The organism is Actinacidiphila glaucinigra, assembly GCF_035918135.1.
In the GTDB taxonomy this organism is placed as follows: domain Bacteria; phylum Actinomycetota; class Actinomycetes; order Streptomycetales; family Streptomycetaceae; genus Actinacidiphila; species Actinacidiphila glaucinigra.
This window is the reverse complement of the sequence record NZ_CP109144.1, coordinates 5314471-5332094: the sequence shown is the minus strand read 5'-3', so window position 1 is coordinate 5332094 and position 17624 is coordinate 5314471. Positions and strand designations below refer to the sequence as shown.

Sequence of the window (17624 nt, the reverse complement as noted above, 5' to 3'; positions counted from 1 at the left end):
TGCACAACACACTGCGCAAACGATTCGCGGCACCTCAGGTGTCGCAGGCGACACCGTCGCCGTCGCGGTCAAGCGAACGCGAATAACCGGGGTCGCCGCGGTGCAGCGGGGCGGCGCCGGCCTCGCGGGCCGCGGCGCAGTTCGCGTACGTGGCACCCGTCGAGGGGGCGGTGCCCCCCTTGCCGTCTCCGCCGCCGTCCCCGCCGCCGGCATCCGGGCCGCCGCCGGACGCCGCCGGCTTGCCGGCGTCCGGCAGGGGCTCGTCGGGGCAGGTGTCCAGCACCTTCACCATGGCGGCCCGCTCGGCCTCGGTGACCCACAGCCCGTACTTCTTCTTCACCGCGACCTGGCGGGCCACGTACGGGCAGCGGAAGGCCTTGTCCGGCGGCAGCCAGGTCGCCGCGTCACCGTCGCCCTTGCCGCGGTTGGTCGGCCCGTCGACGGCGAGGAGGTTGAGCGGGTCGTTGGCGATCTGCCGGCGCTTGTCGCGGGACCAGTAAGTGGCGCCCTTCTGCCAGGCGTCGCTGAGCGCCACGACATGGTCGATGTCGACCGTGCTGCGGCCGCGCGTGAAGTCGATCCGCCTGCCGGTGTAGGGGTCGGCGAGGGTGCCCGAGACGACCACGCAGTCCCCGCCCCGGTCGGCGCGGAAGGAGGTGCCGGTGAGGTCGCGGCGGAGTATGTCGTCCCGGGTGTCGCAGCCGTTGTGGTCGGTGTCCGCCCAGGCCGCGCCGAACTCGTCCCGCGCGTAGCCCGTCTTGGGCGCCCGGCCCTTCACCGCCAAATCGCCCACCGCCTTGAGCGCGCTGCCCTTCGGAGCCCCTTCGCTCCCGGCTCCGCTGCCCGTGCCGCTGCCGAGACCCTCGCCGGTGCAGCCGGCCAGACCCGCGCCGAGCAGCACGGCGACGGCCGCCGCTGCCGTTCCCGCCCTGGTTGTAAGCACCTCGGCACTCTAGGGGGTGGGGCGTACGGCCCGGCAGGGGGCGTACGGCGGCCGAACGGTGGGGCGCGCGGCGCCGGGTGACGGCCCGGCGGGAGGGAAGGCGACGGCCCCGGCGCGGCGTGCGCCGAGGCCGGGGCCGGGGCCGGGAACCGCAGCCGGTGGCCTCAGCCGGCCAGCTTGTCGATGTCGACGGTGTCCTTGGCCGCGGGCGCCTTGACCTCCGCCGGCTTGCCGAAGCCGGAGAAGAGCAGGGTGCCGGGCTCCTTGCCGCCCTTGACGACCACCTTCAGCACATAGGGCTTGCCCTCGGTCGCCACGTAGGCGGTGGTGGTCTCGGCGCCGTCCTTGCTGGTGATCGGCACCGCGGGCGTGCCGTCGAGGGTGACGGGCTCGCCCTTCTTCCCGCCCAGGTCGGCGTCCGAGTCCTTCTCCAGCTCGGCGAGGAACGCGTCGAGGTCGCAGGTTTCGACGAGGTCCTTGTTGTCCGGCGCGTCGGCCTTGGTCTTCATCCACCGGCCGCCGAGGAGGTCCTTCAGCGCGGCGCCGTCGGAGCCCTGGGCCTTCCAGAAGGCGTCGTCGCCCTTCATGTAGAGCGAGGGGCCCGCCTTGACGAGCTGCATGGTGCCGCCCTCGGCGGTGACCTCGCCCTGGCAGTCGCCGGTCCTGCCCATCGTCATACGGAACTTCATCGGCTCGCCGTCGGTGATGCCGTCGAGGGCGACGGTCATCGCCGGGACGGACTTCATGGCGGCCAGGGACTTCTTCCCGATCGTGGCGACCGGCTGGTCGGCGAGGGCGGTGGAGGCCGGTTCGGCCGTTCCGCCGAGCGGGCCGCAGGCGGCGATGGTGAGGGCGGCGGCGGCGCAGCCGAGGGCCGTGAGCGCGCGGCGAGAGGTGGTCATGTGGGTCGTCCCCCTTGGTGGACAGCGTGTGGATGACGGTTGCGGGCCGGCGGAACGCCGAGGGACTCCGTGAACCGATGGGTCAATCACAGCATGAGCTGTGAACCGAGTCAACATGAGATTTCGATTCACATGGATTCACGGCGTGAAGCCTCGGATCTAGCGTTCACCGGTATGCTCGTGGCCACAGCCGTACCCCGCGCGGGAAGGGAGCCAGCCAGGTGCCGGAGAACGCAAGCGAGGTGACCGCCGCCGGGATCGCGCGGCTGGCCGGGGTGGGGCGGGCGGCCGTCAGCAACTGGCGCCGCAGGCACGCCGACTTCCCCAAGCCGGTGGGGGGCACCGACACCAGCCCGGCCTTCGCGCTGTCCGAGGTCGAGAGCTGGCTCCGCGCCCAGGGCAAACTCGCCGAGGTCCCGCTGCGCGAACGGGTCTGGCAGCGGGCCGAGTCGCATCCCGCGGGCACCGCGGCCGCGCTCCGGCAGGCCGGCGCCGTCTGCCTGCTGATCCGTGAACGCCCCGACGCCGCGCCCCGGATGAAGGGCGCGCAGGACACGGAGGCCGGGGAGGCCGTACGGGAGGTCTTCGAGCGGCACTTCGGGGGACGGTTCGCCCCCGGCGCGCCCGTCGACGCCGAACTGCTGCGCGGAGCCGCCGAACTCGCCGCCGGGATGGGACCGCGCCAGGCCTACGAGTTCCTGCTCGGGCGCTGTCTGGACGCCAACCCCCGGCAGTACACGCTGACCCCGCCCGCGCCCGCCGAGCTGATGGCCGCACTGGCCGGCCCCGCCCGTACCGTGCTGGACCCCGCCTGCGGCACCGGCACCCTGCTGCGTGCCGCCGAGGCCCCGCACGAGGTGTACGGCCAGGAGGCCGACCCGGACCTGGCCGCGCTCGCGGCGCTGCGGCTCGCGCTGCACGCCGACCCGGCCGCCGGGGTACGGGTGGCGGGCGGCGACAGCCTGCGCGCCGACGCCTTCCCCGGGCTCGCCGCCGACGCGGTGCTGTGCCACCCGCCGTTCAACGAGCGCAACTGGGGCCACGAGGAACTCACCTACGACCCCCGCTTCGAGTACGGCTTCCCGGCCCGCACCGAGTCCGAACTCGCCTGGGTGCAGCACTGTCTGGCCCGGGTCCGGGAGGGCGGGACGGTCGTGCTGCTGATGCCGCCCGCCGCCGCCTCGCGCCGCTCGGGACGCCGGATCCGCGCCGACCTGCTGCGGCGCGGCGCGCTGCGCGCGGTGGTCGCGCTCCCGGCCGGCGCCGCGCCCCCGTACGGCATCCCGCTCCACCTGTGGGTGCTCCGCAGGCCGGGCGCCGGCACGCCGGCCTCCCCGCACCTGCTGCTGGTCGACACCGCGGGCACGCAGGACGCCGCCCACGGGGGCGAGAAGGTGCCCTGGCAGACGGTGCGCGCCACCGTGCTGGACGCCTGGCAGTCCTTCGACCGGCACGGCACCACCGAGGAGCGGCCCGGCGTGAGCCGCGCCCTGAAGGTCATCGACCTGCTCGACGACGACGTGGACCTGGCCCCCGCCCGGCATCTGCCGCCGCCCGCCGCTGGCGGCGGGGCGGCCGAGCTCGCCGGGGTGCGCGACCGGCTGGCGGCCACCCTGCTGCGTACCGCCGAACTCGCCCCCGCTCCCGCCGGGGCGGCCGAGCCCGCCCGCTGGCCGCTCACCACGGTCGGCGAACTGGCCCGCGCCGGGGCACTGGTGCTGCGCGCGGGCGGCAACGGGAGCGCCCGCCCCGACGGCGGTCCCGCCGTGCTCACCGAGCACGACGTCCTCGGCGGCGGCGCGCCCAGCGGCACCCTGCCCGAGGGGCCGCCCGGGGAGGAGCCGGTCCTGACGCGGGAGGGCGACGTCGTCGTCCCGGTGCTCGGCCGGGGTTCGGCCGCGCGCGTCGTCGACGCCGCCACCGCCGGGGCGGCCCTGGGCCGCAACCTCCATCTGCTGCGCCCCGACCCGGCCGCCCTGGACCCGTGGTTCCTCGCCGGCTTCCTGCGCGGCACCGCCAACAACCGCCAGGCCAGCAGCTACGCCTCCACCGCGACCCGGCTGGACGTCCGCCGCCTTCAGGTGCCGCGGCTGCCGCTGGCCGACCAGCGCCGGTACGGGGAGCGCTTCCGCACCCTGGCCGCCTTCGAGGAGGCCCTGCGGCTGGCGGGACAGCTGGGCGAGCAGTTGGTGCAGGGGCTCTACGACGGACTGACCGACGGCACGGTGCGTCCCGAATAGTTACGGGATCGGGTGACAGCCCGTCGGCGGCGGCGGATACTCTCGCGATACCACTCGCAGCTGTCCCCCGCACTGATGTCCCAGGGAGTCCGAGAGCAGTGACGAACGGCCCCGGTCCGGTCCCGCCGTACCCACCCGCTCAGTCCAAGGCCACGGCGACCACCCTCCGTGCCATCTTCCTCGCGATCACCGCGATCAGCTGCGGCTTCCTGTCCTGCCTCCCCCTGCTGCACCTGGCCGTCCGACGGCGCCGGACCATGGACTGGGTCTTCTTCTGGACCGGAACCGCGGTGAGCATCGCCTCCTTCGCCACGATCGGCAGCCTGCCGGAGGAGAGCTCCTGGACCGACGCCGCGCTGATCACCGCCTTCGCCCTCGTCCCCCTGGTCGGCGTCCACTACCTGGTGGCCGACCTGGCGCTGGCACGGGCGGAAGGGGCGCCCGGCTACCCGTCGTACGCCACGACCGTGCCGTTCCCGCCGCCGCACCAGCAGGCACCGCCGCACCCGCAGGCGGACTACAACCCGTACCGCGCGACCCCGCCGGCACCGGCCCCGCCCCCGCCCCCCGCGCCGCAGACGCCCGTGCCGCCGCAGCCGCCCGCGCCCCCGCACCAGCCGCGGATCAACCAGGTGCGGGCGGAACTGGACGAGCTGAGCGACCTGCTGCGCAAGCAGGAGGGCGGTCAGTGAACGGTCGGATCGTCGCCGGCCGATACGAGCTGGCCACGGTCCTCGGCCAGGGCGGCATGGGCCAGGTGTGGACCGCGTACGACCGGCGGCTGGACCGGCGGGTGGCCGTGAAGCTGCTGCGCCCGGACAAGGTGGCCGGCGGCGCCGACGCCGAGGAGCTGCGCCGGCGCTTCGTGCGGGAGTGCCGGGTCACCGCACAGGTCGACCATCCGGGGCTGGTCACCGTCCACGACGCGGGCAGCGACGCCGACGAGCTGTACTTCGTCATGCAGTACGTGGAGGGCGCCGACCTCGCCGACCACCTCGCCGAGCACGACCCCTACCCCTGGCCGTGGGCGGTCGCCGTCGCGGCGCAGCTGTGCGCCGTGCTGGCGGCGGTGCACGCGGTGCCGATCGTGCACCGCGACCTCAAGCCCCGCAACGTGATGGTGCGTCCTGACGGCACCGTGGTCGTCCTGGACCTCGGCGTCGCCTCCGTGCTCGACACCGACACGACCCGGCTCACCCACACCGGCACGCCCATCGGGACCCCCGCGTACATGGCGCCGGAGCAGGCGATGAGCGGCGCCGTCGGGCCCCGCACGGACCTGTACGCGCTCGGGGTGCTGCTGCACGAACTGGTCAGCGGCACCGTCCCGTTCGCGGGCTCCACGGCGCTCGGCGTGCTCCACCGGCACCTGTACGAGCAGCCCGTGCCGCTGCGGCAGGTGCGCCCGGAGGTGCCGGAGCCGCTGGAGGCGCTGGTGCTGCAGCTGCTGGCGAAGGAACCGCAGCACCGGCCGGCCGACGCCCAGGAGACCTACCGCAGGCTGGCGCCGCTGCTGCCGGTGCCCGGCCCCGTCCACCGCCCCCTCGGGCCGATGGACCCCACCCGCCCCTTCCTGCGACCGCTCGCCCCGTGGCCGGACCGGCCGGCCGCCCCGTCGCAGCCCACCCCCGCCCCGGGCGGGACCGCGGCCTCCGCGGGCCACGGCATCGCGGAGGCGGTCGACGAGGTGAAGCGGCTGCTCGACGCCGGCCGCATCACTCAGGCGGTCGACATCCTGGGCGGCGTGCTGCCGGCCGCCGCGGAGAAGCACGGCGAGCAGTCACCGGTCGTACGGATGCTGCGCAAGCAGTACGCGGCCACGCTGATGGAGGACGGCCAGTACCGCCGCGCCCTGCCGGAGCTGCGCCGGCTCGCGGACGAACTCGCCGCGGAGTCGGGGCCGCTGGGGCGTCAGTCGCTGCAGTACCGCTACGAGGCCGCGCAGTGCCTGGAGCAGTTGGGCGAGGCCCCCGCGGCGCTCGCCGAGTACCGGGCGCTGCTGCCCTCCTTCGAGCAGTACCGCGCCACCGACCCTGACCTGCCGCTGGAGGTGCGGCGCCGCATCGGCCACCTGCTGCTGTCGGTGGGCGACCGCATGGCAGCCCACGACGTGCTGTCCCGTCTGCTGTACGACTCCGACCGGGTGCACGGCCCGCACCACCCCTTCTCGCTGGAGGTCCGGCGGACGCTGACCTGGCTGGGGCAGGTGGGCCGCTAGGCCGTGGCGGCCCGGGGACTACCGTCCGGCGCGGGCGCGCAGGCGGCGGGCCACGCGCACCATCCGGCGCACGGTGGTGTTGCCGCGCAGCCGCTGGGTGGCGCTGAGCGGGCCGCCGCCGGGCAGCCCCAGCGACGTGAGGCGGCGGCGCCGGAAGTAGTGCTCGGTGTCCGGGCCGAGGTTGTCCCGCAGCCACGCCGCGGTCTCCTCGCGCAGCCCGGGGTGCATCCTGGGCTGCATGCAGAAGCCCACGGCCCGTACGAGCGCGGCGAGTTCCCCGGCCGCGCCGCCCCGGCCGTCGGGGACGGCGACGTCGGGCACGAGGTGGTCGACGATGGTCAGCGGGACGCGGTTGCTGTTCTGGTAGGGAGTGAGCCGGTCCAGTACCAGCCGGGTCCCGGCCCGTGCGATCGCGACGTCGCAGTAGGCGCTCGCGGTGAGCATCGCGGTGGAGAAGCAGCCGACGACCAGACGCGGCCGGCAGACCTCGTACAGCGTCTCGGCCAGCAGCGGGCCGTCGAGGACGCGCAGCCGTGCGCCCTCGGCCGCCGCGGCCTCCTCCATCGCCTTGGAGTAGCCGGCCGGAGCCGTGGGGTGGGGCTTGAAGACGATCGAGCGGTGCCCCGCGGCGATCGCGCCGCGGACCATGGTGACGTGCAGTTCCTCTTCCTCCTGCGGGCTGAGGATGCGCAGGGCGGCGAGGTACTGGCCGAGCAGCACCGCGGTCGGCGGGTCCTCGGCGAGCGCGGTGAGCCGGGGGTCGTCCGCCGCCTCGACGGCGATCTCCTTGAGGACGGCCCGGAAGGCGTCGTCGGGGACGAGTTCGGGTTCCGCGCCGGTCTCCGCCAGCAGCAGCGGGCGCAGTCCGGGGACCAGGTCGAGGTGGAGGACCCGCTGGACGCGGTTGCCGAGAGGGCCGGGCAGCTTCTCGCGGGTGGGCCCGTAGCTCATCAGGCCGTCCGCGTACACGTGGACGGCGCTCTCGGCGAAGATCGTGGCGAGCGCGCGTGCCGGGTTGACCTGGATCGACTCCACCACGAGCTCGACCGGGACGTCGCCGAGGCCCCAGGAGTGCCGGAACAGCCGCTGCCAGATGGAGCTCTCGTCCTCCGACGGGGCCCACTGGGAGGGGCGGTGCGGGTGGATCACCTCGTTCCACGAGACGACCTCGTCGAAGCGGGTGACGATCCGCCGGTACCCGTGCATGTCGGAGAGCTGGACGACCGTCTCGGGGACCGGGGCGTTGTTGCTCACCAGCAGGATGCGCCGGGTGCCGGTACGCGGCCCGAAGGCACCGGCGTCCAGCGCGGCGGCGAGCGTCGCGGCGCCGTAGAGGGTCGAGACCTCGAAGATCTGGGCCCGGTCGTGGTTCATGCTCTCCTCGGCGGGGTCCGCCATCGTCACGGTCATCGTCACGCCGCCTTCCGCGCGTCGGCGCGCAGCCGCAGGAGCACGTCCGCGCGCTGGATGTCCATCTCGGCCAGGGTCCGGTCCAGGACGTCCTGCGGCATGCGGGCCAGCGCCGCGGCGGACTGCCGTCTGAGCTGCCGGCCGGTCTCGGCGTCGTAGCGCCGCACGTTGGACATGTGGAAGGCGATCAGCGCGCAGTAGGTGCGCACGATCTTGGGCAGGAAGCGGTCGGCCTCGCGGTCGGCGAGGACGCCGTCGAGTATCGCGTCGTGGGCGGGTATGAAGTCCAACTGCCGGCCGTCGCTGATCTGGGTGAGGGAGTCGCTGACCCCGCGCCGGTAGAAGACGCCGAGCGGGCGGATCACCGCGAAGGACTCGGCCGTCAGGTGCAGCCGCCAGACCCACTCGCGGTCCTCCGCGGTCCGCAGGCCGGTGCTGTAGCGCATACCGCCGTCCTCGAAGAGCCGGCGGTGGTAGATCCCGGCCCAGACGAAGGGATAGTCGACCATGGTGGACACGTGCGAGGGCGCGATCGCGTCGCGCGGGTCGAGCACGGCGTCCCAGCGCCTGGCCGGCGGGCGGTGCACGACCCGTTCGGCGCCGGTGGCCTTGACGTGCCCGGTGCGCACGAAGTCGCAGCCCAGGCCCTCGATGCCGGCGACGAGCTCGTCGAGGTAGCCGCGGGCGTACCAGTCGTCGCCGTCCAGGAAGGTCACGTACTGCCCGCGGGCCGCGTCCAGTCCGGTGTTGCGGGACTGGGCGACGCCCTTGTTCTCCTCGTGCCGGATCACCCTCAGGCCCGGCAGCCGGCGCTCCCAGTGGTCGAGGATCTCCGGGGTGCCGTCCGTCGAGTGGTCGTCGACGAGGATGAACTCGGTGTCCGCCCCCGCGTTGTTGGCAAGCCCGCACAACATGTCCGGTGCGTATGCCTGAATATTGCGGAAGGGAACGATTACCGAAAGTTTGGGCACCTGGGAATCCAGACGATCTCGAGGCGGGCCACGGACTCCGGCCCCCCGGACGGCGCCGGAGGGCAAGCGTATAGGACTAGATCCAGAACGGGCGTCGAGAATGCTTCCGCAAGATGAACACAGGGAATACGGAATGCGAACTCCCGCTTTTCCGCACGTCGCCCGCAACACCCTCGGACCGCCACCCAGGTCGTTCGCATCCGATTAGATCCTCGTTCACTCGGACGTCACATCCGCTCCCTATGGTGATCGCCTCCGCCCCATGTGCCGTGCGCGTGTCCATGTGCGTCGAGGTACCCCGGGCGGGGTCTGTTGATCCGCGCGGGAAACCCATGCAGTTCTCCCCAGCGGCCGTGTCATTGTTGGGAGCAGCATGGTCAAGTTCCGGGCTGGATGGCTCGAGAAAAGATTGGACAACGCCGCGGGGGCGGATATTCCGATCGCTTCGGTTTCCGTGGCGGAGTGCGTCCGGTCCTGCGCCGTCCACGGCGGCAAACTCGTCAAGAACCTGGACTGGAAGAAGGGCCAGCTCGCCGAAGCCATCCGGGAACTCCTCGCCCGGTACGCGGCCGCGATGACCGACCCCGGGGACGCCGCCGCGCTCTCCGGGGGGAAGAGCACCTGGCCGAAGTCGAACCCCGAGGTCTTCGACGCCCTCCTCGAGGTGGGCAACAAGGCCGTGGACGTGCGCGGCGCCGACGAGCTGCGGCTCGCGACGCGCATCACCGAGACGATCTTCGGCGTCCGCAAGCAGTCCCGGGCCGGCTGGCGGCTGCGGGCGCGCCTGATGGACGCGCTGGGCGACGACGCCGCCACCATCGCCGCGTACGAGCGCTTCCTGGCCCTCACCCCCAACGACGACCTCAACATCGCGGGCCGCATCACCAAGCTCCAGGAGAGCGGTGAGCGCCTGGCCGAGACGCTGGAGCTGCTCCAGCACGAGGCCCCCGGCGCCCGTGAGTTCCAGGGCGTCCCGGACACCGAGCTGTGGGCGGAGGGCCTGGCCCTCAAGGAGGCCGGCGACTGGGAGCGTGCCGAGCCCCGGCTCGTGGCCGCGCTTGTCTCGATGACCGAGCAGGACCGTCCCGCCACCTCCGTGCGCGCGGCGCTGACGGACTACGTGAACCTCCGCCTGGAGCGGGACCGCGGCCGGCTGGCCGGCTCGGCCCGGCTGCTCGGGCTGTACGCCGACGACCGCCGGCTGCGCGAGCTGGACCCGATCCCGGACCCCGGGCTGACCGGTACGGAGATGCTCGCCCTCAGCGACTTCCGCAACCTGATCGCGGGGAAGACGATCTGCCTGGTCGCCAACTCCCAGCGGGTGGGCACCAGCACGATGGGTCAGGAGATCGACGCCTACGACCTCGTCGTCCGCTTCAACTCCTACCGGATCGAGGCGCCGGCCACCGGAACCAAGACCGACATCCACGCGACGATCCACCTGCACAACTACAACTGGGACAAGAAGGTCGAGACGCGGCTGGTCTTCAGCGGCAGCCACCACCAGTGGCGCAACTCGGTCCGCCGCCGCCTGGTCCCCGGCGCCCAGCGCTACGTGGGCGACCGGACGCTGCGCTGGCCGGTGCGCGAGATCGGCCGGGTCGGCGAGGACGTGATGCCCTCGATCCCCACCAGCGGCTTCAACATGCTGTGGCTGCTGGACTTCCTGGACGTCAGCCCGAAGATCGACCTCATCGGGTTCGACTTCTACGACAGCGGTGCCTACCGCCTTCAGGAAGCCATGAAGCTCCCGATCGCCACCGCGCACGGCTACTCGGACGAGAAGGAGTGGGTCATGGCCCGCGCCCAGGAAGTCACTGAAATGAGGATATCGCTCCGATGACCGCCTCTGTCCCGGTTCCGGCGACCCGGAGCGAGACGCTGACCGGCAAGCGCCGCGTCGCCTTCGCGTCGTACGTAGACGAGAACTACCTGCCCGGCTTCCTCACCCTGCTGCGCAGCCTGGCACTGACCAACCCCACTGTGTGCGAGGACTTCGTCGTCCTCTACGACGACCTGCAGCCGGCGTCGATCACCGAGATCCGCAAGCTGCACCCGCGCATCGTGATGCGCCGCGTGGTCCCCGAGCGCTACGACGACTTCGTCAAGGGCGACCCGGAGAACTACCTGGTCCGCAAGGCGTACTTCATCCTCGACGTCTTCCGGATCCGCGACTACGACACGGTGATCACGCTCGACACCGACATGGTCGTCCTCGGCGACCTGGCCGAGCTGCTGCGGATGCGGGACGGCGTCGGCGCGGTGCCGCAGTTCCTGCTGGACCAGTCGAAGCTCAACAGCGGCCTGCTGGTGATCCAGAAGGATTACCTCACCGACGAGTTCTGCGCGCGGATCGACGCCGTCGGCACCGCCGGCACGTACGAGCTCGACAAGCACGACCAGGGCATCCTCAACGCCCTGCTCGCGGGCACGTTCATCAAGATCGACCCGCGCTACAACTTCGTGAAGCGCCGCCTGTCCGGGGACCGTTCCCCCGGCGAGGAGGACGTCGCCATCCTCCACTTCACCGGCCGCCACAAGCCGTGGAACGGCGGCGAGCACGGCTACTCGGGCGCCGAGGCGGCGTGGCAGGAGTACGACCTCCCCCACGCGGACTTCGTCGAGCGCTTCCTGGCGCTGCCCGACGAGAAGCACCCGGACCTGCTGATCCACTTCGGCCGCCACCTGGTCGCGAGCGAGGGCCGGCACGACGCCGTCCGCGAGGTCGCCGAGGCGTACCTGGCCAAGGGCCGCTACGAGGACGCGGTGGAGATCCTCGGCCGCTCCCCCATCCCCGCCGACGAGAGCCGTTCCCACGAGCTGCTCGGCCAGGCGCTGATGGCCACCTCCCGCTACGAGGAGGCCACCGCCCACCTGCTGCTCTCCACGGCCCACGCGCCGGCCGCCGCCCGTCCCTTCGGCCGGCTGGCGAACATGGCGTGGGTCCTCGGCGACAACGCGGCCTCCCGCGAGTACGCCCTGGCCGGCCTCAACGCGGACGTCAGCGACCGCGCCTGCCGGATCTCGTACGAGCGCGCGGAGGCGATCGCCGCCCGCCCGGCCGAGGCCGGCGGCCCCTCCGAGCAGCTGGCGCACGTGGCGTTCTACATGGAGCGCCAGGGCAACGCGGGCGACAAGATCCTGCCCGAGACGGTCCGGCTCTGCTTCGGCCCGGACACCGGCGACCGCAGCTGGCACTCCATCCACGCGCACAAGCTCTTCGACGAGGCGGCCCTGGAGCGGGTGAACTCGCGCCGCGGCCTGGTCATCGGCGGCGGCGGCCTGTTCATCCCGGACACCTCGCCGAACGGCAACAGCGCCTGGCAGTGGAACGTGCCGGACCGGCTGCTGGAGAAGATCGACGTCCCGCTGGCGGTCTTCGCGGTCGGCTACAACGCCTTCGACGGCCAGTCGTACACGCGCCGCCGCTTCGAGGAGAGCCTGCGGCTGCTGGTCTCCAAGTCGGCGTTCTTCGGTCTGCGCAACCACGGCTCGGTGGAGAAGGTCCGCGCGCTGCTCCCCGCGGAGCTGCAGGACCGGGTGCTCTTCCAGCCCTGCCCGACGACCGTCTCCCGCCAACTGGTGCCCGGCTGGCAGGACCCGGTGAAGCGCGACGACACGGTGCTGATCAACTGCGCCTACGACCGCGCGGGGCTGCGCTTCGGCCACGACTACGACCACTTCCTGCGGGAGATGGCCACCGCGGTCCGCGCCATCGGCAAGCACGCCGAGGTCCGCTACGCCGCCCACGCCCTGGACGACGAGCGCTTCGTCTTCGACCTGCGGCGTGAGTACGGCATCTCGATGCCGGTCGAGCCGATGTACGACTTCGACACCGACCAGCTGCGCACCGCCTTCGCGCGCACCAAGCTGGTGATCGGCATGCGCGGCCACGCGGGCATGATCCCGTTCGGCTGCGGCACGCCCATCATCAGCCTGATCTCCCACCCGAAGATGGCGTACTTCCTGTCCGACATCGAGCGCCCGGAGTGGGGCGTCTCGGTGCACGACCGGAATCTCGGCGCCATCCTCGCGGAGCGCTCCATCGGCATCCTGGACAACCTGTCGGCAACGGTCGCCGACGTCCACGGACGCCAGGAGGCGCTGTGGAAGGTGACGCAGGACAACGTGGCGAAGCTGAAGACCGTCCTCGGCTGAGCCTCCCCGGAGGGCCGGTCCTTCGGTGAGGGGCGCCGTGTCGCCGACACGGCGCCCCTCCTTCGCGTCCTCCGCACCTCGCGCGCCGTCGCGCGCGTCCACCCGCTGTTGATCATGCCGGTGCGGGAACTCGGCCTGTTCGCCCGGACGCCGGTCGTCCAGCGGCCCGTGGCGGCGCCCGGGGCCGGCCATGGCGGCGCGCTGAGGTGATCACGCAGGAGCCCCCCGCCGCGGCGGGGGGCTCCTGTGTCGTGCGGGGTCAGCCCAGCCAGCGGTTGAGCCGCAGGCGCGTCCACAGCAGGCTGGTGGCGAAGGAGAGGACCACGGTCCCCGTCACCAGTAGCGTGATCATGACGGCGGCGCCCAGCCAGCCCGCGTCCGCGGAGACGAGGTGCGGGGCGAGCGCCCGCAGGAACATCAGGTGCACCAGGTAGGCGCCGAAGGCCGCACCGCCGAGCCGGGACACCAGCGGCCGCAGGCGCTCGGGGATGCTGATCCGGTTGAGGGCCATGACCAGGGCGCCCGCCAGGAACGGCACGGCCAGCCCCGCGTAGGGCGAGGGGTAGTGCACCCAGTGCTCGTACGCCACGACCGCGGCCCACGCGCAGATCCCGCCCGCCAGCCACATCAGGCGCCGGCGGCGCCCGGTGGTGGCCGCGAGCGGCAGCGCGAGGAGCGCGGAGCCGGCGGCGGCGTAGGCGACCTGGTACGGGGAGAGGTTCCACTCGAAGTCGGGCAGGCCCACGTGGAGGACCTTGCCGATGTCGCCCAGGAAGGTCGGCGCGATGGCCAGCAGGACGAGCAGGCTGCCCAGGGCCCAGGGCCGCTTCCCCGCCTTGATCAGGGCGGCGAGCGAGAGCAGCAGGATCACCGGCACATAGGCGTAGAGGTACCAGAGGTGGTAGGCGGGCTGGATGGAGCCGAACAGCGACTCGAATGCCAGCCGCTGCGTGGGCCGGGAGTTGGTGTCCCGGATCCAGTCCCAGGCGAGGTACGCGGCGGTCCACACGCCCATCGGCAGCACGATGCGGGTCAGCCGTCTGCGGACCTGCGTGCCGTCCCTGGGGGTGGCGCCGACCAGCACGACCCAGCCGGCGATCGCGAAGAAGAGCGGCACCGCGCACCGGGTCAGCCCGTCCGCGACGAGCCCGGTCCAGTAGACGGGCCGGCCTCCGGCGGGCTCGCGGCCCACGGCGTTGATGAGCTGGCCTGCGGCGTGGCAGACGATGACACCGATGGAGCACAGGACGCGCAGCAGGTCGATGTCGTGTCTGTGCTCACGCGGCCGGGCGGCGGGCGCGGCGGACGCCTCGCTCGTCCCGGTCGCGTGACCGGTGGTGAGGACGGGGGCGGCGGTGGTCGTCTGGGCGGAGATCGGCGGTCACTCCCGGGTGCGCTCGCGGAGCGCGACCGGGGTCCGGCCGGGCTCGGGGGTCGGATGGTGGTGGTGCAGTGCACGGACACCGCGGGCAGGTGTGTCCGCGGTCCGGTCCGTCATCGCGGGCACGGAGGGCAGCGGATCGGCGGGCCGGGCGGCCGGGCCGTCCGTGCCCGCCGGCCTCGACGCGAGGTTCATCCGCTCTCCGAACCGGGTGATGCCGAACAGTTCCTGGACCTCCGTGTACCCCGTTTCCCCGATTTCGCCGCGGGGGATCTCGTGGGCGCCGGCCTCGCTGTGGGAGAGGGGTGCCCCGGGGGCGTCCGCCCGGCGGCCCGCGTCGTGCTCCGCGCGGGGGTCGGCGCCGCGCGGCGCGGTGGCGGGGCTCACGGCCTCCGGCGCCTCGGCGAAGACGGCGATGTCCATGGATCCGTTCCGGTCGCTGTCCGATTTCACCTGCCCCGGCAGACTATGGGACACCGTGGGGGGTGCGAGGTGCGAACCTGGTGAAGTCCGGCGGTCCCGGGGTGGCGTCCAGGTGAACCTGGCGTGGAGGAGCGCGGACGTCGCAGGTCACAGGGGGTGGCGTCCGTCATGCGCGGCTCGTTCCCCGGGTCTGCGCCGCCCGGATGTAATCGCCGACCAGTGAGCCGAGCAAGGCACCGGCGAGGAGGTCGTCCCGCAGGTGGTCGGCGGTGTAGAGCCGGGCGTGCACCACCTGCGCCTGCATCCAGCGGTACTCGGCGGCGCGCCGCGGGGCGAGGGCGCTGAGGACGGCGACGGCCGCGGAGGAGAGCGCGGCGGGCGCCGCCGGATAGGCGCAGACGCAGCCGGCGGCCGGGGTGGCCGTCCGGTCGGGGCGCAGCGCCGGGTCGAGGGCGGCGGGGCCGCGGCGCCGGTAGTGCCCGGCGAGCCGGTCGTTGATCGTCCCGGCGAGTTCCAGCGCGGCGTCCAGACGGGCCCGGGCGGCCTCACCCTCGGCCCGGGACATCAGTTCGCGCTGGTCCTCCAGGTACAGGCGCCAGATGTCGCGCTCCCCGTGGGCGGTCAGCCAGGCGGCGGCCGTCCGGCCGGCGGCGGTCCGCGTGCGGGCGAGGCCGCGGACCTGCCCCAGTCCGGCGGCGCGTCCGGCCTCCGGGGGCGGGCCGGGCACCTGCTGCGCCGCCCAGCGGACGAACGCCGGGTCGTCGCGGGCGGTGCCGTGCCCTGCCCGCCACCGGGCGTACAGCGTGTCGGCGGCCCGCCGCTGCCCGTCGAGCCGCGATGTCCAGCCGCGCAGTTCGGCGTCCGGGAACAGCGGGGGCGGCGGGTCCTGCTCGATCCGCCGCACCGCGGTGCCCGTCCCGGATCCGGCGGGCGCGGTGGCGTGGGTGCCGATCAGGCCGAGGACGACGGCCGCAGCGGCGGCGAGGGTGACGGCCGGGTACCGCCGGCCCGCACGGGGGGCCCGGGGGCGGGCGGGGGCCCTGCGGCGGGCCGTGCTCACCGCGCGGGCCCGGCCGGGCCGGGGGCCCGGGCGGCCGGTCCGGTGCGCACGGGTGCGTGGAAGCAGTGCCGCACCAGGCGGAGCACGTCGTTGCCGGGGAGGCCGGGGACGAGCAGGACCTGCCCCACGACGTACTTGCTGAGCGGCAGCGGCCGCACCCCCAGGTCCATCAGCAGCCGGTCGGCGGTGCCCGGCCGGGGACCGCCCTTGGTCTCGACCAGGACGAAGCCCTGGTCGAGCGCGGCCGTCGCCCGGCCGCGGTGGCAGGTGAGCCGGCCGTCGACGGTGACCCGGCTGCCGGCCGCCAGGTCGGCGAGGGCCGCGCGGACGTAGCGGATCTCGCCCGCGGGGGCCAGCAGCCCGGCGCGGACCGGTACCCCGGCGCCGCCGAGCACGTCGTCGACGAAGGCGGCCGCCCCGGCCCCGATCAGCCCGTACTCCCAGGCGGCGAGGGTGCGGGCGTGCTTGACCGTGGCGCCGCGGCCGTCCTTGGTCTTGACCTCGACCCGGCACAGCGCGTCCTCGACGTAGAGCCGGGTGCGGACCTTCCAGCGCCTTCTGCGCCCCTGCACGTGGGCGTGCCAGGCGCCGAGCCCGGCGGTGTCGAAGTACGTGCTGCGGTAGCCGGTGGTGCGGCGGCCGCCGAGGTCCAGCACATGGTGCGTCGGCGCCAGGGCGGCGACCAGGCAGCGTGCCGACAGCACCGGCAGCAGGTACTTGCGGTCGACGCGGTGCTGCAGGGCCGCGGCGGCGTCGACCTCCGCGAGGCTCGCCCCGCGCAACCGGGCCAGCCCGAGCACCTCGGCGAAGGGTCCCGGGCCGGTCATACGAGCCTGCTCTCGAGCAGGCCGTCCTGGCCGCTCCGCCCGGCGGCCGGCCCCGCGCCGTCGTCCGGCAGACCCCAGCCCAGGGGCGAGTCGCCGCGGTAGCGGACCGACACCCGGGTCGTCTCGCGCACAAAGTCGACCTCGTCCACGAGCACCGCCAGCGGTTCCTGGCCGAACCGCAGCACGACCTCCCGATGGACCGCCGCGGGATCGGCGTACAGGCGGTCCAGGGTGAGGCGCACCGTCCGGGTCGGCCGGTGGGCGTGCGGGTCGTCGACGACCAGCACGGCCGCGAGCACCAGCGCGTCCAGCGCCACGAGCAGCCAGATCTCCCGCTGCGGCAGGCCCCCGCACAGGGCGATCACCAGCGCCGTGAAGGTGTAGGCGACGTCCCGGGCGGTGAAGGCGGTGCTGCGCAGGCGCACCAGGGAGAGCATCCCGAACAGCCCGAAGCCCACGCCGGCCGGGAACGAGCCCGCGCCCATCGCGCTCATCGCCGCGAACAGGCCGACGTTGAGGGACGTCAGCACCAGCGGCATCTGCGGGGCCGGGCAGCCGCGCCGGTAGAGCAGGCCCACCAGCACCATCAGGGCCAGGACGTCGAGTCCTCCACGGGCGAGCAGGTCCCAGGGTCCGTGCGTCATGCGCGGCACCGCGCGGGCGGGTGTGGTCCGGGCATGTCTTCCTCCGGGGGCCGGGTCGTGGGCCCGGGTCCCGGGGATCCGTCCTGGAAAGGGGGATGGGGCGGCGGATCCCCGGGGCCCGGGGGTCATCGGTGCGCGGGGCGGAGTTCCCCGGCGTGGGCGGGCGCCGGCGGACCCCGGCGCCGTCCACCAACGCCGGACAATTCGTCCAGCGATGCCGGACGCTAGCCCCGTGCCCCGCGGCGGGCAAGCCGCCCGCAGGCACCCTCGGACGCCGGACCGGGAGGGAAACCCCAGGCGGGAAGGGGGAACGCGGCACCGCGCACGCGTTCCGGCCACCGGACGGCGACACCCGAAGGAGTGAGAGAGGACCGCGGCGGATGACGCGGGACGCCCCCGTCACATCCGGGTGCACCAAGGGTGAACGGGCACACCGGCGGACGGAGT

At 73.7% G+C, this 17624-nt stretch carries 14 protein-coding genes; 5 read left to right on the top strand and 9 right to left on the bottom strand.

Translation table 11 applies throughout. The annotated features are described in order from the left end of the window. Positions 1–34: 34 nt before the first annotated feature. On the bottom strand, positions 35–943 hold the full coding sequence (locus OIE69_RS23990; RefSeq protein ID WP_392567561.1) for a GmrSD restriction endonuclease domain-containing protein: 909 nt from the start codon (positions 941–943) through the stop codon (positions 35–37). 164 nt (positions 944–1107) lie between these two features. Further along, complete coding sequence (locus OIE69_RS23985; protein ID WP_326575477.1) at positions 1108–1845, bottom strand: hypothetical protein; 738 nt, start codon at positions 1843–1845, stop codon at positions 1108–1110. Positions 1846–2066: 221 nt separating this feature from the next. Here OIE69_RS23985 and OIE69_RS23980 point away from each other — a divergent pair, with 221 nt between their 5' ends. The 3 genes from OIE69_RS23980 to OIE69_RS23970 all read left to right on the top strand — a co-directional run bounded on the left by OIE69_RS23980 (position 2067) and on the right by OIE69_RS23970 (position 6303). Continuing rightward, positions 2067–4085, top strand: coding sequence for an N-6 DNA methylase (locus OIE69_RS23980; protein WP_326575475.1), 2019 nt, complete (start codon positions 2067–2069; stop codon positions 4083–4085). Between the two features lie 98 nt (positions 4086–4183). Continuing rightward, positions 4184–4777 (top strand): hypothetical protein, encoded by a 594-nt coding sequence (locus OIE69_RS23975; protein WP_326575473.1) that lies wholly within the window; start codon positions 4184–4186, stop codon positions 4775–4777. Further along, entirely contained in the window at positions 4774–6303 is a 1530-nt protein-coding gene (locus OIE69_RS23970) for a serine/threonine-protein kinase (protein WP_326575471.1), read from the top strand. Before OIE69_RS23975 ends, OIE69_RS23970 begins: the two co-directional genes overlap by 4 nt. A gap of 18 nt (positions 6304–6321) precedes the next feature. Here OIE69_RS23970 and OIE69_RS23965 read toward each other — a convergent pair whose 3' ends face one another. Together OIE69_RS23965 and OIE69_RS23960 are read right to left on the bottom strand one after the other, a co-directional pair. Then, positions 6322–7713 carry a polysialyltransferase family glycosyltransferase gene (locus tag OIE69_RS23965; protein ID WP_326581389.1) on the bottom strand — a complete coding sequence of 464 codons (1392 nt, stop codon included), beginning with the start codon at positions 7711–7713 and terminating at the stop codon, positions 6322–6324. A 2-nt stretch (positions 7714–7715) separates the two neighbouring features. Then, complete coding sequence (locus OIE69_RS23960; protein WP_326575469.1) at positions 7716–8684, bottom strand: glycosyltransferase family 2 protein; 969 nt, start codon at positions 8682–8684, stop codon at positions 7716–7718. Between the two features lie 454 nt (positions 8685–9138). On the opposite strand from OIE69_RS23960, the gene OIE69_RS23955 reads away from it, so the two are divergent. Continuing rightward, complete coding sequence (locus OIE69_RS23955; protein WP_326575467.1) at positions 9139–10527, top strand: hypothetical protein; 1389 nt, start codon at positions 9139–9141, stop codon at positions 10525–10527. Then, positions 10524–12842, top strand: coding sequence for a glycosyltransferase (locus OIE69_RS23950; RefSeq protein WP_326575465.1), 2319 nt, complete (start codon positions 10524–10526; stop codon positions 12840–12842). The genes OIE69_RS23955 and OIE69_RS23950 overlap by 4 nt, the downstream gene beginning before the upstream one ends. A gap of 259 nt (positions 12843–13101) precedes the next feature. Here OIE69_RS23950 and OIE69_RS23945 read toward each other — a convergent pair whose 3' ends face one another. The 5 genes from OIE69_RS23945 to OIE69_RS23925 form a co-directional block, all read right to left on the bottom strand. Beyond that, entirely contained in the window at positions 13102–14070 is a 969-nt protein-coding gene (locus OIE69_RS23945; protein ID WP_392567673.1) for an acyltransferase, read from the bottom strand. Between the two features lie 153 nt (positions 14071–14223). Beyond that, the gene (locus OIE69_RS23940; protein WP_326575463.1) at positions 14224–14646 is read right to left on the bottom strand and encodes a hypothetical protein; all 423 of its coding nucleotides are present in this window, start codon (positions 14644–14646) and stop codon (positions 14224–14226) included. A gap of 166 nt (positions 14647–14812) precedes the next feature. After that, positions 14813–15706: a hypothetical protein gene (locus OIE69_RS23935; RefSeq protein ID WP_326575461.1), complete on the bottom strand. Its 894-nt coding sequence runs from the start codon at positions 15704–15706 to the stop codon at positions 14813–14815. After that, positions 15703–16533: a VTC domain-containing protein gene (locus tag OIE69_RS23930; RefSeq protein ID WP_326575459.1), complete on the bottom strand. Its 831-nt coding sequence runs from the start codon at positions 16531–16533 to the stop codon at positions 15703–15705. Before OIE69_RS23930 ends, OIE69_RS23935 begins: the two co-directional genes overlap by 4 nt. Continuing rightward, positions 16530–17177 (bottom strand): DUF4956 domain-containing protein, encoded by a 648-nt coding sequence (locus OIE69_RS23925; RefSeq protein ID WP_326575457.1) that lies wholly within the window; start codon positions 17175–17177, stop codon positions 16530–16532. The genes OIE69_RS23930 and OIE69_RS23925 overlap by 4 nt, the downstream gene beginning before the upstream one ends. Positions 17178–17624: the final 447 nt, after the last annotated feature.